The sequence below is a fragment of the Micromonospora orduensis genome (assembly GCF_006228125.1).
Classification (GTDB): domain Bacteria; phylum Actinomycetota; class Actinomycetes; order Mycobacteriales; family Micromonosporaceae; genus Micromonospora; species Micromonospora orduensis.
In genome coordinates, this window is record NZ_VDFY01000064.1 from 14,815 (window position 1) to 40,544 (window position 25,730).

Annotated in this window: 22 protein-coding genes and 1 pseudogene; 16 read left to right on the forward strand and 7 right to left on the reverse strand. The window is 75.2% G+C overall.

Translation table 11 applies throughout. The features are described from left to right. Positions 1-15: 15 nt before the first annotated feature. The 11 genes and pseudogenes from FHG89_RS01035 to cobA all read left to right on the forward strand — a co-directional run bounded on the left by FHG89_RS01035 (position 16) and on the right by cobA (position 12,363). On the forward strand, positions 16-2,256 hold the full coding sequence (locus FHG89_RS01035) for a VWA domain-containing protein (protein WP_139582026.1): 2,241 nt from the start codon (positions 16-18) through the stop codon (positions 2,254-2,256). Positions 2,257-2,319: 63 nt separating this feature from the next. Next, the gene (cobO, locus tag FHG89_RS01040; RefSeq protein WP_139582027.1) at positions 2,320-2,931 is read left to right on the forward strand and encodes a cob(I)yrinic acid a,c-diamide adenosyltransferase; all 612 of its coding nucleotides are present in this window, start codon (positions 2,320-2,322) and stop codon (positions 2,929-2,931) included. Next, positions 2,925-4,283, forward strand: coding sequence for a cobyrinic acid a,c-diamide synthase CobB (locus FHG89_RS01045; RefSeq protein WP_139582029.1), 1,359 nt, complete (start codon positions 2,925-2,927; stop codon positions 4,281-4,283). Before cobO ends, FHG89_RS01045 begins: the two co-directional genes overlap by 7 nt. Beyond that, positions 4,280-5,014, forward strand: a complete 735-nt coding sequence (gene cobI / locus FHG89_RS01050; RefSeq protein WP_139582031.1) for a precorrin-2 C(20)-methyltransferase — start codon at positions 4,280-4,282, stop codon at positions 5,012-5,014. The genes FHG89_RS01045 and cobI overlap by 4 nt, the downstream gene beginning before the upstream one ends. Further along, positions 5,011-5,874, forward strand: coding sequence for a precorrin-4 C(11)-methyltransferase (gene cobM / locus FHG89_RS01055; RefSeq protein WP_139582032.1), 864 nt, complete (start codon positions 5,011-5,013; stop codon positions 5,872-5,874). The genes cobI and cobM overlap by 4 nt, the downstream gene beginning before the upstream one ends. Next, a pseudogene (locus FHG89_RS01060) lies at positions 5,871-6,941 on the forward strand (cobalt-precorrin-5B (C(1))-methyltransferase); the annotation flags it as partial. The gene cobM and the pseudogene FHG89_RS01060, both read left to right, overlap by 4 nt. Beyond that, positions 6,902-8,227 (forward strand): precorrin-6y C5,15-methyltransferase (decarboxylating) subunit CbiE, encoded by a 1,326-nt coding sequence (gene cbiE / locus FHG89_RS01065; protein ID WP_425280139.1) that lies wholly within the window; start codon positions 6,902-6,904, stop codon positions 8,225-8,227. The pseudogene FHG89_RS01060 and the gene cbiE, both read left to right, overlap by 40 nt. Further along, the gene (gene cobJ, locus FHG89_RS01070) at positions 8,224-9,951 is read left to right on the forward strand and encodes a precorrin-3B C(17)-methyltransferase (RefSeq protein ID WP_139582035.1); all 1,728 of its coding nucleotides are present in this window, start codon (positions 8,224-8,226) and stop codon (positions 9,949-9,951) included. The genes cbiE and cobJ overlap by 4 nt, the downstream gene beginning before the upstream one ends. Next, positions 9,939-10,136: a 4Fe-4S binding protein gene (locus FHG89_RS01075; protein ID WP_139582036.1), complete on the forward strand. Its 198-nt coding sequence runs from the start codon at positions 9,939-9,941 to the stop codon at positions 10,134-10,136. The genes cobJ and FHG89_RS01075 overlap by 13 nt, the downstream gene beginning before the upstream one ends. Then, the gene (locus FHG89_RS01080; protein WP_139582038.1) at positions 10,133-10,729 is read left to right on the forward strand and encodes a precorrin-8X methylmutase; all 597 of its coding nucleotides are present in this window, start codon (positions 10,133-10,135) and stop codon (positions 10,727-10,729) included. Before FHG89_RS01075 ends, FHG89_RS01080 begins: the two co-directional genes overlap by 4 nt. After that, complete coding sequence (cobA, locus tag FHG89_RS01085; protein WP_139582040.1) at positions 10,726-12,363, forward strand: uroporphyrinogen-III C-methyltransferase; 1,638 nt, start codon at positions 10,726-10,728, stop codon at positions 12,361-12,363. The genes FHG89_RS01080 and cobA overlap by 4 nt, the downstream gene beginning before the upstream one ends. A gap of 3 nt (positions 12,364-12,366) precedes the next feature. On the opposite strand, the gene FHG89_RS01090 is transcribed toward cobA, so the two are convergent. Genes FHG89_RS01090 through FHG89_RS01115 form a run of 6 tightly spaced genes read right to left on the reverse strand, consistent with a single transcriptional unit; the run spans position 12,367 to position 17,358 of the window. Next, positions 12,367-14,520: an ABC transporter permease gene (locus FHG89_RS01090; RefSeq protein ID WP_139582041.1), complete on the reverse strand. Its 2,154-nt coding sequence runs from the start codon at positions 14,518-14,520 to the stop codon at positions 12,367-12,369. Beyond that, positions 14,517-15,197 (reverse strand): ABC transporter ATP-binding protein, encoded by a 681-nt coding sequence (locus FHG89_RS01095; protein ID WP_139582044.1) that lies wholly within the window; start codon positions 15,195-15,197, stop codon positions 14,517-14,519. Before FHG89_RS01095 ends, FHG89_RS01090 begins: the two co-directional genes overlap by 4 nt. Beyond that, positions 15,194-15,718: a PadR family transcriptional regulator gene (locus FHG89_RS01100; protein WP_139582045.1), complete on the reverse strand. Its 525-nt coding sequence runs from the start codon at positions 15,716-15,718 to the stop codon at positions 15,194-15,196. The genes FHG89_RS01095 and FHG89_RS01100 overlap by 4 nt, the downstream gene beginning before the upstream one ends. 51 nt (positions 15,719-15,769) lie before the next feature. Continuing rightward, a complete protein-coding gene (gene crcB, locus FHG89_RS01105) occupies positions 15,770-16,120 on the reverse strand; it encodes a fluoride efflux transporter CrcB (RefSeq protein ID WP_139582047.1) in 351 nt (116 codons plus the stop codon). Further along, the gene (locus tag FHG89_RS01110; RefSeq protein ID WP_139582049.1) at positions 16,117-16,593 is read right to left on the reverse strand and encodes a fluoride efflux transporter FluC; all 477 of its coding nucleotides are present in this window, start codon (positions 16,591-16,593) and stop codon (positions 16,117-16,119) included. Before FHG89_RS01110 ends, crcB begins: the two co-directional genes overlap by 4 nt. 6 nt (positions 16,594-16,599) lie before the next feature. Further along, positions 16,600-17,358, reverse strand: a complete 759-nt coding sequence (locus tag FHG89_RS01115; RefSeq protein ID WP_139582051.1) for a class I SAM-dependent methyltransferase — start codon at positions 17,356-17,358, stop codon at positions 16,600-16,602. Between the two features lie 206 nt (positions 17,359-17,564). On the opposite strand from FHG89_RS01115, the gene FHG89_RS34370 reads away from it, so the two are divergent. The 3 genes from FHG89_RS34370 to FHG89_RS01130 all read left to right on the forward strand — a co-directional run bounded on the left by FHG89_RS34370 (position 17,565) and on the right by FHG89_RS01130 (position 19,331). Further along, on the forward strand, positions 17,565-17,714 hold the full coding sequence (locus FHG89_RS34370) for a nucleotide disphospho-sugar-binding domain-containing protein (protein ID WP_425280140.1): 150 nt from the start codon (positions 17,565-17,567) through the stop codon (positions 17,712-17,714). 149 nt (positions 17,715-17,863) lie between these two features. Further along, positions 17,864-18,430 (forward strand): dienelactone hydrolase family protein, encoded by a 567-nt coding sequence (locus tag FHG89_RS01125; RefSeq protein WP_139582052.1) that lies wholly within the window; start codon positions 17,864-17,866, stop codon positions 18,428-18,430. A gap of 82 nt (positions 18,431-18,512) precedes the next feature. Beyond that, the gene (locus FHG89_RS01130; protein ID WP_139582054.1) at positions 18,513-19,331 is read left to right on the forward strand and encodes a class I SAM-dependent methyltransferase; all 819 of its coding nucleotides are present in this window, start codon (positions 18,513-18,515) and stop codon (positions 19,329-19,331) included. Positions 19,332-19,418: 87 nt separating this feature from the next. Here FHG89_RS01130 and FHG89_RS01135 read toward each other — a convergent pair whose 3' ends face one another. Beyond that, entirely contained in the window at positions 19,419-21,440 is a 2,022-nt protein-coding gene (locus tag FHG89_RS01135) for an AAA family ATPase (protein WP_139582055.1), read from the reverse strand. 192 nt (positions 21,441-21,632) lie between these two features. On the opposite strand from FHG89_RS01135, the gene FHG89_RS01140 reads away from it, so the two are divergent. Together FHG89_RS01140 and FHG89_RS01145 are read left to right on the forward strand one after the other, a co-directional pair. After that, positions 21,633-24,533, forward strand: a complete 2,901-nt coding sequence (locus tag FHG89_RS01140) for a helix-turn-helix transcriptional regulator (RefSeq protein WP_139582056.1) — start codon at positions 21,633-21,635, stop codon at positions 24,531-24,533. Positions 24,534-24,669: 136 nt separating this feature from the next. Then, positions 24,670-25,440 carry a DUF5995 family protein gene (locus FHG89_RS01145; protein WP_139582057.1) on the forward strand — a complete coding sequence of 257 codons (771 nt, stop codon included), beginning with the start codon at positions 24,670-24,672 and terminating at the stop codon, positions 25,438-25,440. The last annotated feature ends 290 nt before the right edge of the window (positions 25,441-25,730 follow it).

Here is a 25,730-nt window from a genome sequence, read left to right on the forward strand (position 1 = left end):
AACGAAAGAGGCGCTGTGAGCGCGAGGAGTGAGCCGGTTTTGCGAGCCCCACAGTCGCGAACGAAAGAAGACCCAGTGACCGTCACCTACCCGTTCAGCGCCGTGCTCGGCATGGCCGACATGCGGCTGGCGTTGCTGCTCAACGCCGTGTCCCCGGCGATCGGCGGGGTCCTCGTACGCGGCGAGAAGGGCACCGCCAAGTCGACAGCCGTCCGCGCCCTCGCCGCGCTGCTACCCCCGGTACGCCGGGTCGCCGGCTGTCGTTTCGGCTGTGATCCGGCCGAGCCCGACCCGGCCTGCCCGGACGGCCCGCACCCGGTCGACGTGGCCGCCGAGACCCGTCCGGCCCGCCTCGTCGAGCTGCCGGTCGGTGCCGCCGAGGACCGGGTGGTCGGGTCACTGGACCTGGAGCGGGCGATCGGCGAGGGGGTGCGCGCGTTCGAGCCGGGTCTGCTCGCCGCCGCCCACCGGGGTGTGCTCTACGTCGACGAGGTCAACCTGCTGCACGACCACCTCGTCGACCTGCTGCTCGACGCGGCGGCGATGGGCCGCAGCCACGTCGAGCGCGAGGGCGTCTCGGTCAGCCACGCGGCCCGGTTCCTGCTGGTGGGCACCATGAACCCGGAGGAGGGGGAGTTGCGCCCGCAGCTGCTCGACCGGTTCGGGCTCACCGTCGAGGTGGGGGCGAGCCGGGACCCGGCGGTCCGGGTCGAGGTGGTCCGCCGCCGGCTCGCGGCCGACGCCGACCCGGCCGGGTTCGCCGCCCGCTGGGCCGACGCCGACGCCGACGTCGCCCGGCAGGTGGCCGCCGCCCGCCGCCGGCTTCCCGGGGTACGGCTGCCGGACGCCGCGCTGCGGCAGATCGCCGAGGTGTGCGCGGCGTTCGACGTGGACGGGATGCGCGCCGACATCGTCACGGCCCGTACCGCCCTGGCGCACGCCGCCTGGCTCGGCCGGGACCGGGTCACCATCGACGACGTGCGGGTCGCCGCCCGGCTGGCGCTGCCGCACCGCCGTCGCCGCGACCCGTTCGACACTCCCGGGCTGGACGAGAAGCGCCTCGACGAGGCGTTGCAGCGGGCCCAGGACGCCCACCCGGACGACGGATCCGACGGCCCGGATGACGGTGGTCCGGATGGCGGTGGCCCGGCCGGTCCGAACGGCGGGAGCGGTCCGGGCGGCGGCGCTGGTCCCGAGGGCGCCAGTGGGACCGAGAGTGACGCACACACCAGCCGCGACGGGTCCGGGAGCGGCGCCCCCACGGGACGAGACGGGTCCGGGCACTCGACGGCCGACGGCCCGGAGGGCCTCGACGACGCTGGTCCGCCGCAGGACGGCTCGGGCGGGCGACGTCCGGAGGCCGGGTCCGGGGCCGGCGGCCGGGAGGCCAGCGCCGGTGGGGAGGACGACCCGACGCGTCGGCTGGGCAACGGCGGCGACGCGCAGCCGGTGGCCGTACCCCGGGGTGGGTTGCGGGCGCGGCTGCTCACCGCGCCCGGCGTGGGTGACGGGGTGCCCGGCCGGCGGTCCCGGGCCCGCACCGGGCGGGGCCGCACCACAGGCGCGCGGGTGCCGACCAGCCGGGTCGGGGCGCTGCACCTGCCGGCGACGGTCCGCGCGGCCGCCCCGCATCAGGCCGCCAGGGGACGGATCGTGGGGCCGCTGCGGTTGCGCGGCGACGACGTCCGCGAGACGGTCCGGGAGGGGCGCGAGGGCAACCTGGTGCTGTTCGTGGTGGATGCCAGCGGTTCGATGGGCGCCCGTCAGCGGATGGCGACAGTGAAGGACGCGGTGCTCGCTCTGCTCACCGACGCGTACCAGCGGCGGGACAAGGTCGCGGTGATCGCCTTCCGGGGCGCCGACGCGCGGACGCTGCTGCCGGCCACCTCGTCGGTGCTGGCCGCGTCGACCCGACTGGCGGAGCTGCCCACGGGTGGGCGGACGCCGCTGGCCGAGGGCCTGCTCGCCGCCGCGGACCTGCTGCGGGTGGAGCGCCTGCGCGATCCGAAGCGTCGCCCGCTGGTGCTGATCGTCACCGACGGCCGAGCCACCGCCGGCACCCGTCCGCTCGACCGTGCGGCGGCGGCCGCGCGGGTGCTGGCGGCGACCGGCGCCCCCTGCGTGGTCGTCGACTGCGAGTCGGGCCCGGTCCGCCTGCACCTGGCCGCCCGGCTGGCAGGCCAACTCTCCGCCCCGCTGCACCCCCTGGCCACCCTCACCCATCCCCGCGATCGTGCACTTGCTGTCGCGGCGTAACGGGCCGAGCGCGCAGATGACCAACAGAAACCGCACGATCGCGGGACGAGGGAGACAGCGCTGATGCCGCAGGGACAGCCGAGTCACGTGCCAGCCGACGGGTTGACCACCCGGCAGCGGCGGCACCGGCCACTGCTGATCGTCCACACCGGACAGATGAAGGGCAAGTCGACCGCTGCCTTCGGGTTGGCCCTGCGGGCCTGGACCGCCGGGCTGCCGGTCGGGGTGTTCCAGTTCGTCAAGAGCGCCAAGTGGCGGGTGGGGGAGGAGAACGCCTTCCGCGCGCTCGGCGAGGCGCACGAACGTACCGGCCAGGGCGCCCCGGTGGCCTGGCACAAGATGGGCGAGGGCTGGTCCTGGATCCAGCGCGGCGGCGAGGCCGACCACGCCGCCGACGCCCTGGAGGGGTGGCGGCAGATCCAGCGTGACCTGGCCGCCGAGCGCTACGGAATGTACGTGCTGGACGAGTTCACCTACCCGATGGCGTGGGGTTGGGTGGACGTCGACGAGGTGGTCGCCACCCTGACCGACCGGCCCGGCTTCCAACACGTCGTGATCACCGGCCGGAACGCCGACCCGCGCCTGGTCGCCGCCGCCGACCTGGTGGCCGAGCTGACCAAGGTCAAGCATCCGATGGACGCCGGCCAGAAGGGCCAGAAGGGCATCGAATGGTGAGCGCCGAGCCGTGGCCGCTGCCCCGGGTGGTGGTCGCCGCGCCGGCCAGCGGGCACGGCAAGACGACAGTCGCCACCGGGCTGCTCGCCGCGCTGCGCCGCCGTGGCCTCACGGTCAGCCCGCACAAGGTCGGCCCGGACTACATCGACCCCGGCTACCACGCCCTCGCCGCCGGGCGCCCCGGCCGCAACCTCGACCCGTTCCTGGTCGGCGCCGACCTGATCGCGCCGCTGCTGCGGCACGGCGCGAGCGTCCCCACGCCCGTCGACGTCGCCGTGGTCGAGGGCGTCATGGGCCTGCACGACGGCGCCGTCGGCCGCCGCGACTTCGCCTCCACCGCCCACGTCGCCCGGCTCATCGACGCGCCCGTGCTGCTGGTCCTCGACACCGCCGCGCAGGGCCGCTCGGCCGCCGCGCTGACCCTCGGCATGGCCGCCTTCGACCCGGCGGTACGGATCGGCGGGGTCATCCTCAACCGGGTCGGCTCGCCCCGGCACGAGACGCTGCTGCGCGACGCCCTCGCCGAGGTGGGCGTACCGGTGCTCGGCGCGGTCACCCGCGCCGCCGAGGTGGCCGCGCCGGCCCGGCACCTCGGGCTGGTTCCGGTCGCCGAGCGGGCGCCCGAGTCCCTGGCGATCGTCACCGCCCTGGCCGACCTGGTCGAGGCCACAGTGGATCTCGACGCCGTGCTCGACCTGGCCCGGACCGCCGCACCGCTGACCGCCCCGGCCTGGGATCCGCTCACCGCAGTCGGCGGGCCGGCCGGCGTCGAGCGACCACGTGTCGCGCTCGCCGGTGGTCCGGCCTTCACCTTCTCGTACGCGGAGACCGCCGAACTGCTCACCGCCGCCGGGGCGGACGTGGTCACCGTCGACCCGCTGCGTGACCCGACGCTGCCCGCCGGCACCCGCGCGGTGGTGATCGGCGGCGGGTTCCCCGAGGCGTACGCGGAGGCGCTGGCCGGCAACGCCACGCTCCGCGCCGAGCTGGCCGACTTCGACGGGCCGATCGTGGCCGAGTGCGCCGGGCTGCTCTACCTCGGGCGGTCCCTGGACGGGGCGCCGATGTGCGGCCGGCTGGACCTGACCGCCCGGATGACAGGCCGACTCACCCTCGGCTACCGCGAGGCCGTGGCGGTCGCCGACTCCCCGGTGGTCCGCAGCGGTCAGCCGGTACGCGGCCACGAGTTCCACCGCACCACCACCGACCCGCGGCACGGTGACCGGCCGGCGTGGCGCTGGAACGACGCGGACCACGGCTTCGTCACCGGCCGGGTGCACGCGTCCTACCTGCACACCCACTGGGCCGGGCACCCCGACGCGGCCCGCCGCCTGGTCGAGGCGTGCCGATGACCGCCACGCTGACCGGGGTCGGGGTCGGGCCGGGCGACCCGGAACTGCTCACCGTCAAGGCGGTGCGGATCCTGCGCGAGGCCGACGCGGTGTTCGTACCCGTGATGGCGGACCGACCGGACGCCGGGCGGGCCGAGGCCACCGTACGCCAGTACGTGGCGGCGGACCGGCTGCGCCGGCTGCCGTTCGCCCTGGACGACCGGGGTGGGGTGACCGCCCGACGGGCGGCGGCCTGGGACGCCGCGGCCCGCGCGGTGGTCGAGACGATCGACGCCGGCGCGCAGTCGTTGGCCTTCGCCACCATCGGTGACCCGAACGTCTACTCCACCTTCGGTTACCTGGCGCAGAGCGTCCGGGCGCTGCTCCCGGCGGTGCGGGTGGCGACCGTGCCGGGGGTGACCGCCATGCAGGAGCTGGCATCGCGCAGCGCTGTCCCGCTCTGTGAGGGACGCGAACCGCTCACCCTGCTGCCGGCCACGGCTGGCCTGGCGCTGTTCGCCGACGCCCTCGCCGGGCCGGGCACCGTGGTCGCCTACAAGGGCTGGCGGCGGCACCCCGAACTGCTCGCCGAGCTACGCCGGCAGGGTCGGCTCGACGACGCGGTGCTCGGCCGCGGCCTCGGCCTGCCCGGCGAACACGTGGGCCCGGTCGACGACACCGACCACGACCTGCCGTACCTGTCGACGCTGCTGGTCCCCGCCCGCCGCGACAACCGAGGAGGAAAGCTGTGACCAGCGACGGCACTGTGTGGTTCGTCGGGGCCGGCCCCGGCGCGGCGGACCTGTTGACCCTGCGGGCCGCCCGGGTGATCGCCGAGGCCGACATCGTGATCTGGGCGGCCAGCCTGGTGCACGCCGACGTCCTGGCACACGTCCGCCCCGACGCGGAGGTCGTCGACTCGTCGCAGCTGCCCATCGAGGGGGTGCTGCCGCTCTACGAGCGGGCCGCCGGGCAGGGGCTGACGGTGGCGCGGATCCACTCCGGCGACCCGGCGCTCTGGGGTGCCGTGCAGGAACAACTGGACCTGTGCCGGGCGCTCGGCCTGGCCGTCGAGATCGTGCCCGGGGTGTCGTCGTTCACGGCCGTCGCGGCGATCGTCGGTCGGGAGTTGACCGTCCCCGAGGTCGCCCAGTCGGTGATCCTCACCCGCCTCGAAGGCGGCAAGACCCCGATGCCGCCCGGCGAGCGGGTCCGGGACTTCGCCCGGCACGGCACCACCATGGCGCTGTTCCTCTCCGCCGCCCGGTCCGGTCAGGTGCAGACCGAGCTGCTGGCCGGCGGCTACCCGGCGGACACCCCGGCCGTGGTGGCGTACCAGGCGACCTGGCCGGACGAGCTGGTGGTGCGCTGCACGGTCGGCACCCTGGAGGCGACTGTGAAACAGCACAAGCTGTGGAAGCACACCCTCTTCCTCGTCGGGCCGGCCCTGGCCGCCGAGGGCACCCGCTCGCACCTGTACCACCCCGGGCACTTCCACGCCTTCCGCCGGGCCGAGCCGGCCGCCCGCGCCGAGCTGCTCCGCCAGGCCGGCGCCCGCGCCGAGCTGCGCCGCCAGGCCGGCGCCCGCGCCGGGGGGACAGACACACCGTGACGTACGCCGAGCCGCCGCTGCGCGAGCCGGACCTGCCGCGTACCGCGAAGGTCCGGCCCACCGCGCTGCGTACCGGCTGGACCACCGGCGCCTGCGCGACGGCGGCGGCGAAGGCCGCGGTCACCGCCCTGGTGACCGGCGAGGTGCAGCCGGAGGTGGAGATCGGGCTGCCCGCCGGGCGGCGGGTGCGCTTCCCGGTGGAGCGCTGCGAGGTGACCGGCACCCCGCCGGTCCGCGCCGAGGCGGTGGTCGTCAAGGACGCCGGGGACGACCCGGACGTCACCCACGGGGCCGAGCTGACCGCCACCGTGGACTGGACCGACGTGCCCGGGCTGCGACTGGCCGGCGGCGCCGGCGTCGGCACGGTCACCAAGCCCGGTCTCGGGCTCGCCGTCGGCGGCCCGGCGATCAACGACACCCCCCGCCGGATGATCGGCGAGGCGGTGGCCGAGGTGGTCGACCTGGGCGAGGTCGGCGTCCGCGTGGTGATCAGCGTGCCGCGGGGCGAGATCATGGCCCGCAAGACCACCAACCGTCGGCTCGGCATCCTCGGCGGCATCTCGATCCTCGGCACGACGGGGATCGTCCGGCCCTTCTCCACCGCCTCCTGGCGGGCCAGCGTGGTGCAGGCGGTGCACGTGATGGCCGCCCAGGGCGAGCGGACCGTGGTGCTGTGCACCGGCGGGCGTACCGAGCGGGCCGCCCGCGCGCTGCTGCCGGACCTGCCCGAGGTGTGTTTCGTCGAGGTCGGCGACTTCACCGGGGCGGCGGTGACCGCCGCCGTGGGTGACGACATGACCGGGGTGGTCTTCGTCGGCATGGCCGGCAAGCTGGCGAAACTCGCGGCGGGCATCCTGATGACCCACTACACCCGCTCCAGGGTGGACCTGTCGCTGCTCGGCGCGGTGACCGCCGACGCCGGCGGTGACCCGGCGCTGGTGGCGGCGGTGACCGAGGCGAACACCGGACGGCACGCGTACGAGCTGTGGGAGGCCGCCGGGCTGCTCGCTCCGGCCGGGGATCTGCTCTGCCGACGGGTCCGCCAGGTGCTGCGGCGCTTCGCCGGGCCGACGGTCACCGTGGACGTGGCGATGGTCGACTTCGCCGGAGCGCACGTCGTCGCCTCGTCCGGCCGGTGGCCCCGATGACCGTCGTGACAGTGGTCGGTCTGGACGCCGCCGGCGCCCCGCCGCACCCCGCGCTCGCGCCGGTGCTGGCCGCCGCCGGGCTGGTGGTCGGGGCCGCCCGGCACCTGGCGTCGGTGCCCGTACCGGCCGGCGCGGACAGCATCGCCCTCGGGCCGCTCGCCCCCGCCCTGCGCCGCCTCGCCGAGGCCGTCGACGCCGGAGTGCCGGCCGTGGTGCTGGCCAGCGGCGATCCCGGCCTGTTCGGCATCGTCCGGCGGCTGCGCGCGGCAGGGCTGCCGTTGCGGGTGGTGCCGGCGGTGTCCAGTGTGGCCGCCGCGTTCGCCCGCGTCGGGCTGCCCTGGGACGGCGCCGCCGTGGTCACCGCGCACGGGCGTGACCCCCGAGCCGCCCTGAACGCCTGCCGGGCGCTGCCGCTGGTCGCGGTGCTCACCGCGCCCGGCGCCGGCGCGGCCGAGCTGGGCGCCGGCCTGGTCGGCTGGTCCCGCCGCCTGCTGGTCGCCGAGCACCTGGGCACAGCCGCCGAACGGATCCGCGAGGTGACCCCCGAGCAGACGGCGGCCGGAACCTGGTCCGACCCGCACGTGCTGCTCAGCATCGCCGACGCGGTCGACGTCGGCGCGATGCGGTCGGACAACCAGCCCGCCGCCGCCCCCGCCGGCGGGTGGGCGCTGCCGGAGGACCGGTACGCCCACCGCGACTCCATGATCACCAAGTCGGAGGTGCGCGCCCTCGTCGTCGCCCGGCTGCGTCCCCGCCTCGGCCGGCTGATCTGGGACGTCGGCGCGGGCAGCGGCTCGGTGGGCATCGAGTGCGCGTCGCTCGGCGCGGCCGTACTCGCCGTCGAACGGGACACCGACTCCGCCGCGACGATCCGGGCCAACGCCGCCGCGCACGCCGTCGACGTCCGACTGGTCATCGGGCGCGCACCGGAGGCGCTGGCCGGGCTGCCCGAGCCGGACGCGGTCTTCGTCGGCGGTGGCGGGATCGACGTCCTCGCCGCCGTGGCGGCCCGCCGGCCCGACCGGGTGGTGCTCACCCTGGCCGCCCTGGACCGGGTCGCGCCGGCCGTCGGACTGCTGCGTGCCGCCGGCTACGCGGTCGAGGGCTGCCAGCTCTCCGCCGCCCGCCTCGCCGACCTGCCCGGCGGGTCGATCCGCCTCGCGGCCACCAACCCGGTGGTCGTCCTCACCGGGGAGCGCCCGTGACCGACCAGAACCCGCCGGCCCGCATCGGCCTGGTGGCGGCCACCGCCGCCGGTCGGCGGCACGCCGACACCGTCACCGCCGCCTGGCCGCACGCCCGCCTCATCGAGGGGGAGAGCGTCGCCGACGCGCTGGGCAGCGCCTGGGCGGAGTGCGACGCCGTGGTGGCGTTCCTGGCTACCGGCGCGGTGGTACGGATCCTCGCGCCGCTGCTCGACGACAAGCGCACCGATCCGGCCGTGGTGGTCGTCGACGAGGCGGCCCGGCACGCCGTGGCGCTGCTCGGCGGGCACGCCGGCGGCGGCAACGCTCTCGCCGAGGCCGTCGGCGCCCTGCTGGACGCCCGACCGGTGATCACCACCGCCACCGACGCGGTCGACCTGCCGGGACTGGACACCCTCGGCTGGCCGGTGCAAGGGGCGGTCGCCGCCGTGTCCCGGGCCATCCTGGACGGTGAACCGGTCCGCCTGGTCGCCGACGCCGACTGGCCGCTGCCCGCCCTGCCCCCGAACGTGCGCCCCGCCGGCGAGGACACGACGGACGACGGGTACCGGCTGCTGGTCACCGACCGGGTCGTGCCGCTCGACGAGCGGATCGCGGTGCTGCGGCCCCCCTCGCTGGTCGCCGGGGTGGGCGCGAGTCGGGGCGTACCGGCCGCCGAGGTGGCCGAGCTGCTGCACCGGGTGCTGGCCGAGGCCGGCCTCGACCCGGCGAGCCTGCGGTGCCTGGCCAGCGCCGATGTCAAGGCCGACGAGGCGGGCATCCGCAGCACCGCCGACGCGCTCGGCGTACCCCTGGTGACCTGGCCGGCGACGCGACTGGCGGCGGTCGACGTGCCGCACCCCAGCGAGGTGGTCCGCGCCGCGGTCGGCACGCCGAGCGTGGCGGAGGCCGCGGCGCTGCTCGGCCCGGACGGCCGGGCCGACGACGCCACGCTGCTGGTCGGGAAGACCGCGTCGGCGATGGCCACCGTGGCCGTGGCGCGGCACGCGCCGCGCGGCCGGCTCGCGGTGGTGGGGCTCGGGCCGGGCGCCGCCGACCTGCGCACCCCGCGCGCGGTTGCCGAGCTGCGCCGCGCCGCCGTGGTGGTCGGCCTCGACCAGTACCTCGACCAGGTCCGCGACGTGCTCCGCCCCGGCACCCGGGTGCTCTCCAGCGGGCTGGGCGCGGAGGAGGCGCGGGCGCGCGCCGCCGTCGCCGAGGCCGCCGCCGGCCGGGCGGTCGCGCTTGTCGGGTCCGGCGACGCCGGGGTGTACGCGATGGCCAGCCCCGCCCTGGAGTACGCCGACGAGCGGATCGACGTGGTGGGCGTGCCCGGGGTGACGGCCGCCCTCGCGGCCGGCGCGCTGCTCGGCGCTCCCCTCGGCCACGACCACGCCTACGTGAGCTTGTCCGACCTGCACACCCCGTGGGAGGTCATCGAGCGGCGGGTGACCGCCGCCGCCGAGGGTGACTTCGTGACGCTCTTCTACAACCCGCGCAGCCGGGCCCGCGACTGGCAGCTCGGCAAGGCGCTCGGCATCCTCGCCGCGCACCGGCCACCGCACACCCCGGTCGGTGTGGTGCGCAACGCCAGCCGCCCCGGCGAACGGGTGCACCTGGCCACCCTGGCGACCCTCGACCCGGGGGTTGTCGACATGTACAGCGTCGTCGTGGTCGGCAGCAGCGATACGAGAATGGTCGCCCGCCGCATGGTCACACCCCGGGGGTACCGGTGGCGCTCGTGACCATCGGCGCGTGCCAGGGCTGCGGCGCCTGCCTGCTCACCTGCCCCACGCACGCGATCCGACCGGTCGCCGGTGGCCTCACCGTCCGCGCCGACCGGTGCACCGGCTGCCTGGAGTGCCTGGAGATCTGCCCGGTCGACGCCATCCGCGTCGTCGAGCCCGACACCTGTGAAGGAGCCCGATGAGCCGGGTGGTGCACCCCATCGAGGCTGAGTCGTACCGCATCCTGCGCGAGCGCGTCGACCTGTCGCACCTGCCGCCGCTGAGCCGCGCGGTGACCGAGCGGGTGGTGCACGCCAGCGCCGACCTCGCGTACGTCGACGACCTGGTCTGCGACGAGGCCGCCCTGGGGTCGGGGCTGGCCGCGCTGCGCGCCGGGGCGCCAGTGGTCACCGACGTGGCGATGGTCGCCGCCGGCATCACCCGGGCCGGCCTGGAGCTGGTCTGCCCGGTCGCCGAGCCGGCCGCCGCCGAGCTGGGCCGCGCGGCCGGCATCACCCGCTCGGCGGCGGCCGTACGGATCGCCCTGACCCGGGTTGGTCCCGGCGCGGTCTGGGTGGTCGGCTGCGCGCCGACCGCGCTCGTCGAACTGCTCACAGTGGACGCCGCGCCGGCGCTGGTCGTCGGCCTGCCGGTCGGCTTCGTGGGTGCCGCCGAGTCGAAGGCGGCGCTGCGGGTCAGCGGCCTGCCCGCCGTGTCAAACGTGGGGGAGAAGGGTGGCTCGGCGGTCGCCGCCGCCGCCCTCAACGCCCTGCTCTACGTCGAGGAGAAGTCATGACCGGGTTGGTCATCGTCGGGCACGGCACGCGCAGCGCGGCCGGGGTCGAGCAGTTCGCCGCTCTCGTCGAGCGGGTCCGCGGTCGCGGCGACGTCGGCGACGTCGAGGGCGGCTTCATCGAGCTGTCCCGCCCACCGCTGACCGACGCGGTCGGCGCGCTCGTGGCACGCGGGCACCTGGCGCTCGTGGCGTTGCCGCTGGTGCTCACCGCCGCCGGGCACGGCAAGGGCGACATCCCCGCAGCGATGGCGCGGGAGCAGGAGCGTCATCCCGGGCTCAGCTACCGCTACGGCCGCCCGCTCGGCCCGCACCCGCTGCTGCACGAAGCCCTCGAACAGCGCATCGACACGGCGCTGGTTGGTGCCGACCGGGCCGGCACGTGGGTGGCCTTGATCGGGCGGGGGTCCACCGACCCGGACGCCAACGCCGAGGTCGCCAAGGTCGCCCGGCTGCTCTGGGAGGGACGCGGCTACGCGGGTGTGGAGCCGGGGTTCATCTCCCTGGCGCAGCCGTCGGTGCCGGCCGTGCTGGAGCGCCTGCGCCGCCTCGGCGCGCGGCGGATCGTGGTGGCACCGTACTTCCTGTTCGCCGGGGTGCTTCCGGACCGGATCGTCGCCCAGTCGGCGGAGTTCGCCGCCGCCCACCCCGACCTCGACGTCCGCGTCGCCGAGGTGATCGGCGACTGTGACGCCCTCGCCGACCTCGTCCTGCAGCGGTACGCCGAGGCGCTGGGCGGGGACATCCGGATGAACTGCGACACCTGCGCGTACCGGGTGTTGATGCCCGGCTTCGCGGACAAGGTGGGTCGCCCGCAACGCCCGCACGACCACCCCGACGACCCGGTCGGCCACCACCATCACCACGGGCACGACCACCACCATCACCACGGGCACGAGCACGGTTCGGTCGCCGTGGTCGGCGGCGGGCCCGGACCCGACGACCTGATCACGGTACGCGGCAAGGCGCTGCTCGACGCGGCGGACGTGGTGGTGGTCGACCGACTCGCCCCGCAGGGGCTGCTCGCCGGGCTGCGCCCCGACGTGCTCGTGGTCGACGCCGCGAAGGTGCCCCGGGGCCCGTCGATGGCCCAGGAGGCGATCAACGCGGCCCTGGTGGCACACGCCCGCGCCGGCCGCCGGGTGGTCCGGCTCAAGGGCGGCGACCCGTACGTCTTCGGACGCGGCCACGAGGAGGTGCAGGCCTGCGCGGCGGCCGGTGTGCCGGTGACGGTGGTGCCCGGGGTGAGCAGCGCGCTCGCCGCACCGGCTCTAGCCGGCGTGCCGGTGACGCACCGGGGCGTGGCGCACGACGTCACAGTCGTGTCCGGGCACCTGCCGCCCGGGCACCCCGACTCGCTCGTCGACTGGGCGGCGCTGGCCCGGGCCCGGGGCACCGTCGTGCTGCTGATGGCCGTCGACACCATCGCCAAGATCGCGACCGTGCTGATCGAGCACGGTCGTGCCCCGGAGACCCCGGTGCTGGCCGTGCAGGACGCCGGGCTGCCCGACCAGCGGTCGGTGCCCGCCCGGCTGGACGAGATCGGTGCGGTCGCCGCCCGGGAGGGTGTCTGTCCGCCCGCCGTCTTCGTCCTCGGCCCGGTGGTGGCCCTCGCCACCACCGGGCCGACGGGATGACGGTCACTCGCTGCGGGCGGTCTCCGGCCCGGTGATGCGTTCCAGCAGCGGCAGGGTGGAGGCGATGACGCCGAGGCAGGCTGCCAACCCGACGACGACGATCACGTAGAAGCGCGGCTCCGGCGCGATGAGCGTGTAGTTCATCTGTGCCCGGAGAAACAGGTGGGCGGCGAGCAGGCCCATTCCGATGGCGACCGCCGCGACGGCGAGCATCGGCACGGCGCTCTCCAACGCGATCACCCGGCGCAGGACCCGCACCGGTGCTCCGCTGAGGCGCAGCAGGCTGAACGGTCGTCGACGCTCGGTGAGCCCGCCGATGACGCTGACCGCGAGGCTGCACCCGCCGAGCGCGAGGCTGGCCACGATGATGACGTTGGCGAGTTGTTCCCACCCGCGCAGCGTGTTGGCGAAGTCCGACTCGAAGTCGCCGGGCACGTTCGGCCCCACCCAGAAGGTCGGGTAGGCGACCTCCAGTACGGTGCGGGTGCGCTCGATGGCGGTGGCGGAACCGTCGGTGCCGACGACTATCGAGATCACCGGCAGCCGCTGGAGGTCGTCGAGCGTGATCGACGCCGCGCGCCACTCCGTTGTGGACGACGCCGACTCCTGCCAGCGGCTGAGACCCATCGGCACCTCGATGACTGTGGCGCCCTGGGCGCACCGGCCGTACGCGCTCGGGAGGTCGGCGCAGGCGATCACCCCGCCCTCGCCGCCGCTGTTCACGTCCGGGGCTTCCCGGATCGCGGTCGCGGACCGCACCCCGGTGATCGCGTGCAGCTCGGCGAACAGCGTGTCGGGCACCGACGGGGCCTTCTCGGTGAAGACCGTGTTCACGGTTCCCGCATCGGTCGAGCCGATCGGCGCCGGACCCCGGTTGGCGATGATCGTGGTGATCACGCCGACAGCCACGCTGGTGACGAAGAGCGCGAGCATGATGCCGCTGATCGCCCGGAACCCGGCCTTCGGGTTGTCGGCGAGGCGTCGCGCGGCGATGAGCGTGGCCGGACGGTTGGCGTACCGGGCCAGGACCCGGGCGCCGACCATCGTCAGCCACGGGCCGGCGAGGACCAGGCCGGCCATGATGAGCAGCAGGCCGGGCAGGAAGATGGCGGTCTGGCCGTCTGACGACTCGGGTCGGTAGCCGAGCGCGAACACCAGCACTGCGACGCCGAGCAGCATCGGGATCAACCGGTACGCGCGCGGTGCCCGTGGCGTGACCCGCCGGGTGACGCCCAGCGGCGAGATCCGTACGCGGCGCAGCGAGATCTGTGCTGCCACCGCCGCGCCGGCCGGTACGCCGAGCGCTACGAGCAGGACGTCCAGCACGCCCAGCGACATGTCGCCGGGGAAGAACGGCATGCCGGTGAACGGGATGCCCGCGAGCGGGTCGCGGAAGGCGTAGAACAGCCCGAAGCCGACGGCGGTGCCGGCGATGGCGGCGGCGGTCGCCTCCACGGCGGCGACGATCGCGATCTGCCGGGGTGTCGCGCCGACCAGGCGCATCGCGGCGAAGCGCTGCTCCCGGCGGGCGGCGCTGAGCCGGGTGGCCGTGCCGATGAAGATCAGCACGGGAAACAGCAGCCCGCCGGCGATGACGCCCAGGATGAGATTCACCGCGGTCTCGGGCAGGGCGGGGGCGTCGCCGACGCTGGTGACCTGCCTGGCGTGGGGCAGTTTGGCGACCTCGTCGGGGGTGCCACCCACGACGACGAGCAGGGTGTCCGGCGAGGTGAGGGCGGCCGGCCCAACTGCGCCGAGGTCATTCCCCGGGAACCGGTCCCCCAGTTGGTCGGCCGGGTGGGCGGGCAGCAGTGCCCGCAACGCGGGCGAGGCGTAGTACTCGCCCGGCCCCGGAGTGGTCGGGATGCCGACCGGGGTGGGTGAGGTCGAGCCGGTCGCGGCGACGTCGATCCGAATGATCTGCTTGCCGTGGAAGTAGTCCTGCCGGGTCGACCACCACAGCGGGTCGGCGTCGCCGGCCGAAGCCTGGGGATACATCGACGCGTACCGGGTGAGCTGGGCGTTTACCGCGTTGACCCCGGCCAGGGTGGTCAGCAGCAGCCCACTGCCGATTGCGACGGCGGCGGCGATGACGACCAGGCGGGTGAGCGCCTCCCGGCCGCCGGCCACGGCCAGCCGGAGCCCGAAGCGGATCACGAGGCGATCCGGTCCGGCGCGTTGACGCGCCCGTCACGGACCATGACCTCGCGGTCGGCGTACGCCGCGATCCTCGGCTCGTGGGTGACCAGGATGACAGTGGTGCCCTGTTCGCGGGCGGTGCCGACCAGCAGGTCCATGACCTGCTCGCCGGTGAGCGAGTCGAGCGCGCCGGTCGGCTCGTCGGCGAAGAGCACCTGCGGTTCGGCGACCAGGCCCCGGGCGAGGGCGACGCGTTGCGCCTGCCCGCCGGACAGCTCACCCGAGCGTCGGTGCTCCAGGCCGTCCAGGCCGAGGCGCGCGAACCAGGCCCTGGCCTTCGGCAGCGCCTGCGACCGGCGTACGCCGCTGAGCAGCAGCGGCAGGGCGACGTTCTCCACGGCGGTGAGCTCGGGGACGAGCTGGCCGAACTGGAACACGAAGCCGAAGCGGTCCCGGCGCAGGCTGCTGCGCTGGGTCTCGGCCATGGCGTGCACCCGGATCCCGTCGAAGAGGATCTCGCCGGAGTCGGGCACGAGGATGCCGGCCAGGCAGTGCAGCAGGGTGGACTTGCCCGAGCCGCTGGGGCCCATGATGGCGAGGATCTCGCCGGCGTCCACGGCGACGCTGGCACCGCGCAGGGCGGGCGTCTGGCCGAAGGCGAACGTCACGTCGCGGGCCTCGATGACGACGCTCATGACCGCACCTCCTTGCGTAGGGCGTCCAGCCGGGCGCCGGTCATCTCGATCCACCGGAGGTCCGCCTCCAGGTGGTAGAGGCCGTGGTCGGCGAGCAGCGCGTCGACGAGGCTGCCGGCGCGCTTGATCTCGGTGAGCTCGCGCATCCGGTGCAGGTGCGCCCTGCGCTGGGTGTCGAGGTACTCGGCGGCGGGACGGTCGAGCATCAGCGCGAGCACGACCTTGGCGAAGAGCACCGTCTGCAGGTGCGGTTCCGGGTCGACCGGCTGGGTCAGCCACTGCTCGACCTCGGTCGCGCCCAGGTCGGTGATGATGTAGCGCTTGCGGTCGGGGCCGGAGCCGGGGGCGACGTCGCTGATGACCACCTTCCCGTCCCGGGCCAGGCGGCTGAGGGTGGAGTAGACCTGGCCGAACGGCAGTGGCTTGCCCCGGCCGAAGAAGGCGTCGTAGTCGCGCTTGAGGTCGTATCCGTGGCTGGGCTCTCGTTCGAGGAGGCCGAGCAGGGTCAGTGGCACGCTCATGCCAGGAGGCTACACCGAGGGTATACCTCGCGTATATACCCTCGGTGTGGGTCAGCCGGCCAGGGCGTATCCGAGGCAGGCGGCGGCGAGCCCGGCGGCCACGCTGCCCAGCGCGTTGGCGAGGGCGAGGAGCCGGTGGCCGCCCCTGACCAGCCGCAGCGTCTCGTAACTGAAGGTGGAGTAGGTGGTCAGCGCGCCGCAGAAGCCGGTGCCCAGCAGCGCGCCGACCGCCGTCCCGGCAGGCCATCCGACGAGGACGCCGAGCAGCAGCGACCCGATCACGTTGACGGTGAACGTGCCCCACGGGAACGCGGAGCCGTGCCGGGACTGCACGGCCCGGTCGGTGAGGTAGCGCAGTGGTGCGCCGACGGCCGCGCCCAGGGCGACGAGCAGCACCGTCACCGGGCTGCCCGCCGTCGCAGCAGCGCGGCAGTCGCGGCGTCACCCAACCCGACCGCGACGAGCGCCCCGAGCAGCGTCGCGGCCAGGTACGCCACCGCGGTACCCGGGGCGCCCGCGACCAGCGCCTGCTGGACGTCGACCGCGTACGTGGAGAAGGTGGTGAAGCCGCCCAGCACCCCGACCCCGAGGAACGGTCGGGCCAGGGGGTGTCCGCCGCCGACGTGCGCGAGTGTCGCCATCAGTACGCCGATCAGCAGGCAGCCGGACAGGTTGACGCCGAACGTCGCCCACGGGAACCCGGTCGGCGCGTGCGGTGCGAGGTGCTGAAGGCCGGCCCGGGCCAGCGCGCCGAGCACCCCGCCGGCCGCGATCGTGCCGAGAACCGTCGCGGGGCGGACGGTCAGCTCTCTCCGGTCGGCGGGGACGCGAAGGTCGACGTCGGGGTCGGTGCGCGGGTCCAGTGGCTCTGACACGGGTCCTCAGCGTAGTGCGGCCACGGCGGCGTCCGGGCCGCCGCGCCACAGTGTGCCCACCTCGCGGTATCCGGCGTCGGTGAGCGCGGCGAGGTGCCAGGAGGCCGGCGGGTTCCACTCCGGGCTGTGCCCGGTCGGGTAGATGGCGTGCCGCTGGGCCACCAGTGGGGCGAGCGCCGGGTCGGCGGCGGCCCGCTCCCACCACTGCGACCAGGACAGCACGGAGCCGGCGGCGTACCGGGCGTCGCGCCGGTCACGTGCCCGGTCCATCAGTCGCTTGGTCAGCTCCGGCAGGGTGTCCTCGGGCATGTGGTCGGCGTTGACGAAGACCCCGCCCGGTCGCAGCACGTCGCGCAGTTCGGCGTAGAGCGCGCTCAGCCGCTCGGCGGGCAGCCAGTGCAGGGCGGTGGCGGTGAGGACGGCGTCGTACCCGTCATGGGGGAGTGCGGCCCGCCAGTCGGGGGTGCCGAGATCGGCGGTGACGATGGTGGCCCGGTCGCCCAGCGAGGCGCCGGCGATGGCGAGCAGCGCCGGGTCGAGGTCCACCAGGGTCACCTCGGCGCCGGGGAAGCGCGCCAGCGTCCGCAGCGAGATGCTGCCGGTGCCGCCGGCCAGGTCGAGCAGGCGCGGTGGCCGCCCGTCGAGGACGGCGTCGACGGCGTCGAGCATCGTGGTGAGGCGGTGTTCCCGGTCCGGTAGGTAGGCCTCCTGCTGGAGGTCCCAGCTCTCCTGCCAGGCCGACGCATCCGTGATGTAAGGACTCATGACGATCAGGCTAGTTACTCCACCGCCTCTGGTCCAGACCTTGTTGCACATCTTTTGCAATTGCGGGAGGATGGCGGGGCGATGATCAGAGCGACGCCGGGTCGGGCACCACGCTCGGCCCGGCGCCCCTCACCCGCACGCGCGGACCGCCCGTCGACACGGGCCCCGCGGCGTCGCCGCCGTCGCCCAGGTTGGACGCCGAGTTCGTGCTGGTCCGCTCGGATGAGCGGTCGGCGCGTTCGCTGCCCGGCAACGTACGGGTGGTCGGCTGGATTCCGCTGGACGAGGCGCTGCCGGCCGGAGCGGCGCTGGTCCACCACCGCGGCGCAGGCGCTGACCCGGCTGCTCACCGATGACGGCCTGCGCGCCGCCGCCGGGCAGGTCAGCCGGGAGATCGCCACGATGCCGGCGCCCACCGACCTCGTCGCGCGGTTGGCGGCGCTGGTCTGAGATCCGTCCCGCGTGGCCACACCGGACGGACGACCGGCTGCGGCAGGATGACCGGATGCGACACGTCGTGCTGTTCCACTCCGTGTACGGGCGGCGGCCCGCCGTGCGCGCCGCCGCCGACCGGTTGCGCGCCGCAGGCCACCGGGTCACCACCCCCGATCTGTACGGCGTCGCCGCCACCGACACCGTCGAGGAGGGTTTCGCGCTGCTCGACAAGATCGGCCAGGACGTGGTGCTCGACCGGGCCCGGGCCGCGCTGCGTGACCTGCCCTCCGAGACGGTGCTCGCCGGCTTCTCGATGGGCGCCGGCATCGCCGGGGCGCTGCTGGCCGAGCGCCCCGACAGCGCCGGGCTGCTCCTGCTGCACGGCACCGGTGGCGCGCCGGACGCGGTCCGCGCCGGACTGCCGGTGCAGCTGCACCTCGCCGACCCGGACCCGTACGACGCGCCGGACGAGGTCGACGAGTGGGAGCAGGCGATGACCGACGCCGGCGCCGACCTGACGGTGTTCCGCTACCCCGGCGTGGGGCACCTGTTCACCGATCCGGACCTGGCCGAGTACGCCCCGGACGCCGCCGCCGCGCTGTGGCCGCGGGTGCTGGCCTTTCTGGCCGCGCACTGACCGATCAGGCACGGCGAGGTGTGGGGCGCCCTCGGTCCGATATCGTGGCCGCACCACCAAGATCCTCTGAACGGGTGTGGTCATGACGACGACAGCCTTCGACGACCACGAGCGGTCCCGCTGGGCCGGGCGCGCGACGGCGTACGACACCAGCTTCGCCGCGCTCTGTGCCCATCCCGCGCCGTCGTTGCTGGATGCCGCCGCCATCGGTGCGGGCGTGCGGGTGCTCGATGCCGGCACCGGCTCCGGGACCGTGGCCGGGTTGGCCTGTGCCCGGGGCGCCACCGTCGTCGCCGTCGACGCCGAGCCCAGCATGGTGGCGCTGGCGCGCCGGCGGGTCCCGTCCGCCGACGGGGTCTGCCTCGCGGCTCTGCCCCACCTCCCGTTCTCCGCCGGGTCCTTCGACGCCGCCGTGTCGAATTTCGTGCTCAATCACGTGGGTGATCCGCTGGCCACGGTCAACGAGCTCGGCCGTGTCGTTCGCCCTGCTGGCCGGATCGCGGTGACGATCTGGCCGTACCCTGCGCCCCGGGCGCAAGGTCTCTGGCTGGACGTCTTCGACGCCGCTGGGGTCGAGCGTTCGACCGCTCCGCCCGGCTTGGACGCGGACCGGGACTTCCCGCGTACTCCCGAAGGGTTGGCGGGCCTGCTCGACGCCGCCGGGCTCACCGACGTGCGTTGCGGGACGATCAGCTGGGTGCACCGCACGGACCCTGAGGTGTGGTGGAGCGGCCCCGCCAACGGCATCAGCAGGCCGGGTCTGGTGATGGAGACCCAGCCGCCGGAGATGATCGCCCGCATTCGTGCCGCGTACGACGAGCTGACCGCCGCCTACCGCGACACGGACGGCCTGCTCGCGCTGCCCACCGCCGCGCTGCTGGCCTCGGCGTCCGTACCGTAGGGCGACCAACCACTGCCGGATCTCGCGCACCTCGTGCGCCCGGGACGGCGTACCGCTCCGGCATCGCGCCCGGCCGCCCACGGATCCTCAGGCGGCGGCCAGACCGTCCGGTCGGCGGATCAACGGCGGACGGGGCAGGTTGACGGGCGGCCCGGACGAGTGGGTTGGCGGCACGGCGCCGGCCGCCGGGACGGCTCGCAGGCGACGGGCGCCCGGCGGACGGCTGATCCCGGGAGTCGGCGTGGCTGCTCGGGTGAGCATCGTCGGGGCGGGGATGCGTTGGCGCAGCGACAGGGGATCGCCATCCTCCACCTGTGCGGCGGTGGCACGAACGGCGCCAGCGCGGTCGTCGCGCGGGAGGGAACGCTTGTGGACCGGGTCCAGGCGCGGGGTGTCGGCGGCCCGGCGGGCGAAGACGGCCCGCAGCGCGCGGGGCAACCGCTCGGCGGCGAGCTGGCGCAGCGCGGGCGCGGCGAACACGTACCCGCCGGTGCGGTGGGGAAGGAGCAGCCCGGCGGCGGCCAGGCCGCGCAGCGCCGACGCGGATCGTCCGGGCGTCCAGCCCAGCACCCGGTCCAGCGTCGCCGCGGAGACCATGCCGCCCAGGGTCGCGGCGGCCATCAGCGCAGCCCGTCGCTCGCCGTCGAGGTGGTCCACCTCCGCGCCGACGGCCCGGCGTACCGGCTCGGGCAGCGCCACCGGGTCGGCGCCCGCGGCGACCGCCGCCACGTACGCGGCGGCGTGCCCGGGTCGGCCGCCGACCAGCGGCAGCAGCCGGTCGACCAGGGCCACCGGCTGCCCGGCCCGGGCCAGCAGGTGGCGCAGCAGCCGCCCGGACTGCACGGTCGCAAGGGGTCGGATCGACATCCGCCGGGCCGGACCGGGTCGGGTGTCGGCCCACTGCGGCTGGTGCACGGTGAGCAGGGCCAGTGGCAGCCTCCGCGTCGTGGCTGCGGTGAACAGCGCGTGCAGGAAGCGGCTCACCTCGGGCGCGGCGCGATCCACGTCGTCCACGGCGACGACCAGCGGTCGGACGGCGGCCAGGCGCAGCAGGACATCGCGGCAGACCGCCGCGCCGGCCAGCGCCTCCGGTGAGCCGTCCGGGGTGGCCAGCAATCGCCGCAACGCCGGAACCGCCTCGGCGACCCCGGTCGGTGAGAGCAGCGGCGTCAGCGCGGCCACCAGCCGGTCGCGGACCAGCGCCGGGCCGTCGCCGTGGCGGATCCCGGCGAGGCCACGCAGCAGCTCCGCGACCGGCGCCAGCACCTGATCGGGGTACGGCGGGCAGCTCACCACGCACCAGCGGACCGCGCGACCGTCCACTGTGTGCAACGTGCGGGTCAGCTCGTGCAGCATCCGGCTGCGGCCACTGCCGGTGGGGCCGACCAGGGAGACCCACTGCGGCTGGTGTTCGCGGATCGCCCGGGTCACCCGGTCGGTGATGGCGGCCAGCTCGCGGCGGCGGCCGATCAGCGGGCCGTCGTGCCGGTCGGTGCCCGGACGGACCGGGCCGACGGCGTGCCAGACCGGCATCGGCGACACCCGGCCGTTGACCGGGACCGGCGCCAGCTGACGCTGGGCGATCAGCCCGGCGGTGGCCCGCGCGGTGCCCGCGCAGAGCGCGACGGAGCCGGGTGGGGCGTACTCCTGCAGGCGGGCCGCGGTGGTGATCACCGCGCCGCTGGCCACGCCGTGGCCGCCGCTGACGGCGCCGCCCAGGTCGACGACGACCTCGCCGGTGGCGACACCGACGCGTACACGCAGCCGGACGTCCCCGACCATCGGCCGGCCGTCCAGCGCGGCCTGGATCTCCAGTCCGGCGCGCACCGCCCGGTAGGCGTCGAAGCCGTCGGAGTGCCGGGCGCCGAAGAGTGCCATCACCGCGTCGCCCACGTACTTCTCGACGACCCCGTGCCAGCGGTGCAGCACGGCGGCGACGGTGTCGAAGTAGGCCCGTTGCAGCTCCCGCACGTCCTCCGGGTCCAGGCGGTCCACCAGCGCGGTGGAGCCGACGATGTCGGCGAAGAGGACGGTTACCGTGCGTCTCTCCTGCGGTACCGGCCAGTGTGTGTCCGGGGTCCGCCGGGCGTCGATGATGGTGCTGGTCATGGTTTACGCACCGGCCTTTCCCCGCTGGTGATTGACGACCATCGGAGATTGGCACCCCTGGGCCGACAGGGGATCGGCAGAACGACGTATGTCGGCCACTCGCAACCTTTAGTCGCAATGTCGACGCGAGGAGTACCACAAGCGGCAGATGGCCGTAGAACGGTACGGGGGCCTGTGATTAGGCTGCGTGCCATGGCCAGCGATGTGGACACCGCACCGCTCGTGGGTCGGGCCGGGCTGGTGCAGACGGTTCGGTCCGCGCTGCTCGGTGACGTCGCGCACGGGCAGACCGCCGCCGTCTTCCTGACCGGCGAGAGTGGTGTGGGCAAGACCCGGCTGCTCGGCGAGATCGGCGACCGGTTGCGTGACCAGGGCGCCCTGGTGCTGACCGGCAGTTGCCTGGACATCGGCGACGCCTCACCGCTGCACCCGTTGCTCCAGGCGTTGCGCCGCTTCGACGCGGACCTGTCGGCCGCGCAGTCCCGTACCTCCTCGGCGGTGCGGGGCCTGTTGCAGATGTTCGCCGACGAGACCGCCGGCCCGGACGGCGCGGGCGCGCTGCTGGAGCGGGTCTCCCGGGGGCTGCACCTGATCGCCGAGGGCCGGCCGCTGGTGCTGATCCTCGACGACCTCCAGTGGGTCGACCGCAGCACCCGGCAACTGCTGCTCTACCTGCTCGCCGGCCTCGGCGACCTTCAGCTGTCGGTGCTGGCCGCGGTACGCGCCGAGTCGTTGCAGGGCGCGCATCCGCTGCGCCGGGTCCTCACCGAGCTGCGTCGGCTGCGGACGGTGCGGGTGCTCGACCTGGCCCCCCTGGACCGCGCCGGCACCGAGGAACTCGCCGCGGCGGTGGTCGGCCGGCCGCTGCCGGCGGAGGCCGCCGAGCAGGTGTGGCAGCGCAGTGGCGGCAACCCGTTCGTCATCGAGGAGCTGGCCCGTGACCTGCGCGACGGTCGGGTCGGGCTGTCCGAGACGCTGCGGGAGATCTTCCTCGACCGGGTGGACGCGCTTCCCCAGCACGCGCACGCGGTGGTGCACGCGGTGGCCGCCGGGGTCGAGCCGGTGCAGCACTGGCTGCTGGCCGAGGTGTTGCGGCTGCCGGAGGAGGAGCTGATCGACGCGGCCCGGGCGGCCGTGGCGCACCGGCTGCTGGTCGGCGCCGACGACGGCTACCGGCTGCGGCACCGTCTCGTCGCCGAGGTGCTGGCGCACGAGCTGCTGCCGGCCGAACGCTCCGGGCTGCACCGCCGCTACGCCGAGGCGTTGACAGCCGCGCCGGGCGAGCTGCACCAGGCCCGGTTGGCGCACCACTGGCGGCTGGCCGGGGAGCCGGCGCGGGCGTTGCCGGCGGCGGTGGCCGCCGCGCAGGAGGCCGAGCGGCTGCACGGTTACGCCGAGGCGCACCGCCACTGGTCGGTGGCGTTGCAGCTGGCCGGCGACTCAGGCTCGCTGGCCGTGGACCGGGTCGAGCTGCTCGGCAACGCCGCCGAGGCGGCCCATCACTGTGGGGAGCACGCCCGGGCGCTGACCCTGCTGGAGGAGCTGGCCGAGGTGCAGGGCGGGGCGCCGACCTGCGCGCTGCACATCCGCCGGGCCCGCTACCTGGCCGCAGCCGGGCGGTCGGCGCTGGCCGAGGAGGAGTACCAGCGGGCGTTGGAGGCGGCGGACTGCTCCCCCCGCGACCGGGCCACCGCCGCCGCACGGTTGGCCGAGCTGCTGCTGTACCTGGGCCGCTACGCCGACGCCGGCCAGCGGGCCCGGGAGGCGCTGGCGCTGGCCGCCGACGCCGAGGACTCCGCCACCGAGGTGGTGCTGGCCAGCTCCGCGCTGGGCTTCAGCGACGCCTACCTGGAGGACCCGGACGCCGGGCTCGCCGTCATGCGCGACGCCCTCGACACCGCCGAGCGCGCCGGTCAGCCCGAGGACGTGGCCTGCGCGTACCTGCACCTCGCGGAGCTGTTGACCGGGCCGCTGAACGTCCTCGAGGAGGGCGTGGTGGTGGCCCGGCGCGGGGCCGAGCGGGTGGCCGAGCTGGGGCTGGGCCGCACCTGGGGGACCCGGCTGCTCGCCATCGCCATCAACGGCCTGTTCCGGGTGGGCCAGTGGGCCGAGGCGGAGAAGGTGGTGGCCGCCGCGCTGCGGCACCGACCGTCCGGTGCGGACGCCGTCGAGCTGCTGCTGGCCCGGTGCCGGCTCTCGGTGGGCTACGGCGACATCGACGCCGCCAGCCGGGACCTCGACGCGGTGGCGACGCTGCTCGCGGGCGGCGGGGCGCGGCACGTCATCCCGTTGCTCACCCTGCGCTCCGGGCTGGCCATGTGGGAGGGCCGGCACGACGTGGCGCGGCAGGCGGTGCAGCGCGGCCTGACCGAGAGCCGCTCCGACGATGTGACGATCCTGTCCGCGCTGGTCTGGCACGGCCTGCGGGCCGAGGCCGAGGCGCACGCCAGCCGGACCGTGGCGGTGGACCCGACGGCGGTACGTCGGCTGCGGGACGTGGCCGAGCGGGTGGCCCGCAAGAGCGCGTCCGCGGCCGGCCCGGTGCGGTCGGTGGTGGACGGGTTCCTGGCGTTGTGCGCCGCCGAGGTGAGCCGCCTGGACGGCAGCGATCCGGAGTTGTGGGCGGCCTCGGTCGCCGAGTGGGACCGGCGCAACCACCCCTACCCGGCGGCGTACTCGCGGCTGCGGCAGGCCGAGGCGCTGCTGGCCCGGCGCAGTCGGGTGGCCACCGCGGGCAAGCTGCTGCGTGCCGCGTACGAGGTCGCGCAGGGGTTGGGCGCGGTGCCGTTGACCTCGGAGATCCGGGAGCTGGCCGGGCGGGCGCGGGTGTCGCTGGAGGAGCGCGAGCAGACCGACACCGCCCGGGGCGCCGGGCCGGGCGAGGTGGCCGACGACGAGCTGGCCACGCTCACCGCCCGCGAGCGCGAGGTGCTCGCCCTGGTCGCCGAAGGGCTGACCAACCGGGAGATCGGCCAGCGGCTGTTCATCAGCGAGCGGACCATCGGCGTGCACGTGTCGCACATCTTCGACAAGTTGCAGGTCCGTACCCGCGTGCAGGCCAGCGCGATCCACCTGCGCAACCGGCGCGGCTGACCGACACCGTCGGGCAACCACCGGGCGTGTGCGCGCCGGGATACGTCGTTCTACTGATCCGGTGCTCGGTGTCGGCTGAGAGGCTGAGCCCCGTCGACGGCGGCACGGGGGTGCCGCGGACCACCATGGAGGAGAGATGACCGAACCGGTCTGGGGGCCCGTGCACCGGGACATCGTCGACCTGCTCGCCGACCATCCCGCGGACGTGCCTGCCGTGGTCGATCACCTCACCAAACTCCAGGACCTGCTGGTGCGGCTGCCTCCGCTGGAGGAGAGCTGCCCGTTGGCCGACTTCAACAAGCTCTACCTGACCATCACCAGCAGTGTGCTGGACGGCCTCTACGACGACCGCTTCGTCGATCCGGTGTTCCTGTCCCGGCTGGACGTCGAGTTCGCGGCGCGGTACTTCGACGCGATGCGGATGTGGACCGACTCCAGCCCCGGCACGCCGAAGGCGTGGTCGTGCCTGTTCGAGCGGATGCGCGGGCCGGACGCCCGGCCGTTGCCGTCGGCGGCGGCGGGTGTCAACGCGCACATCAACTTCGACCTGCCGTTCGCGCTTGTCACCACGTTCGACCACCTGGAGTCCGAACCGGTCGACGGCAGCGACCAGCACCACGACTACCTCGAGATCAACAACATCTTCGCCGACAAGATCCCCGGCCTGCGCCGGGGCTACCTGGAGCGGTGGCAGCTGCTCATCGACATGCTCAACGGCGACATCGACGACTGGTACCAGGGGGAACTGGTCGAGTACACCCGCGATGTCGCCTGGCGGAACGCGCAGAAGATCTGGCGGTGCCGGCACGATCCGGACGCCCGCGAGTGTGAGCGCACGCGGTTGGACGACAACGCCGCGGCGCTCGGCCGGCTGCTGCTCTCGCCCCTCGGGGCGTTCCTGCAGTAGCCGGGACGGGGGGCTCCCGCGCTCCGCCCCGTGGGGGGCGGCGGAGCGCGGGAGCGCGTCCCACCCCGCCGGTCCGCCCATGCGGGTGGACGGCGGGGGACAGCCGGTCGGCCCGGGGGGTGTCGACCGTCTGCCGCCGTCGGCCGGCCCGGGGGGAGCCGGCCGGCGGTGGTCCGGGACGACACGGGTACGCCGACGGGCGCCGGAATGGGGTGTCGGCCGGCCCGTAACGGGTACGCCCGCGCCATGACCGTCCTGGCCCGGCGGCGGCCCGCCGCCCGACCCCGGCC

Excerpts from the sequence above, each read along its gene's own strand:
- cobO (WP_139582027.1), top strand. The coding sequence starts at position 2,320 with ATGCCGCAGGGACAGCCGAGTCACGTGCCAGCCGACGGGTTGACCACC.
- FHG89_RS01045 (WP_139582029.1), top strand. The coding sequence starts at position 2,925 with ATGGTGAGCGCCGAGCCGTGGCCGCTGCCCCGGGTGGTGGTCGCCGCG.
- cobI (WP_139582031.1), top strand. The coding sequence starts at position 4,280 with ATGACCGCCACGCTGACCGGGGTCGGGGTCGGGCCGGGCGACCCGGAA.
- FHG89_RS01080 (WP_139582038.1), top strand. The coding sequence starts at position 10,133 with ATGAGCCGGGTGGTGCACCCCATCGAGGCTGAGTCGTACCGCATCCTG.
- cobA (WP_139582040.1), top strand. The coding sequence starts at position 10,726 with ATGACCGGGTTGGTCATCGTCGGGCACGGCACGCGCAGCGCGGCCGGG.
- FHG89_RS01095 (WP_139582044.1), bottom strand. The coding sequence starts at position 15,197 with ATGAGCGTCGTCATCGAGGCCCGCGACGTGACGTTCGCCTTCGGCCAG.
- FHG89_RS01100 (WP_139582045.1), bottom strand. The coding sequence starts at position 15,718 with ATGAGCGTGCCACTGACCCTGCTCGGCCTCCTCGAACGAGAGCCCAGC.
- FHG89_RS01115 (WP_139582051.1), bottom strand. The coding sequence starts at position 17,358 with ATGAGTCCTTACATCACGGATGCGTCGGCCTGGCAGGAGAGCTGGGAC.
- FHG89_RS01125 (WP_139582052.1), top strand. The coding sequence starts at position 17,864 with ATGCGACACGTCGTGCTGTTCCACTCCGTGTACGGGCGGCGGCCCGCC.
- FHG89_RS01130 (WP_139582054.1), top strand. The coding sequence starts at position 18,513 with ATGACGACGACAGCCTTCGACGACCACGAGCGGTCCCGCTGGGCCGGG.
- FHG89_RS01135 (WP_139582055.1), bottom strand. The coding sequence starts at position 21,440 with ATGACCAGCACCATCATCGACGCCCGGCGGACCCCGGACACACACTGG.
- FHG89_RS01140 (WP_139582056.1), top strand. The coding sequence starts at position 21,633 with ATGGCCAGCGATGTGGACACCGCACCGCTCGTGGGTCGGGCCGGGCTG.
- FHG89_RS01145 (WP_139582057.1), top strand. The coding sequence starts at position 24,670 with ATGACCGAACCGGTCTGGGGGCCCGTGCACCGGGACATCGTCGACCTG.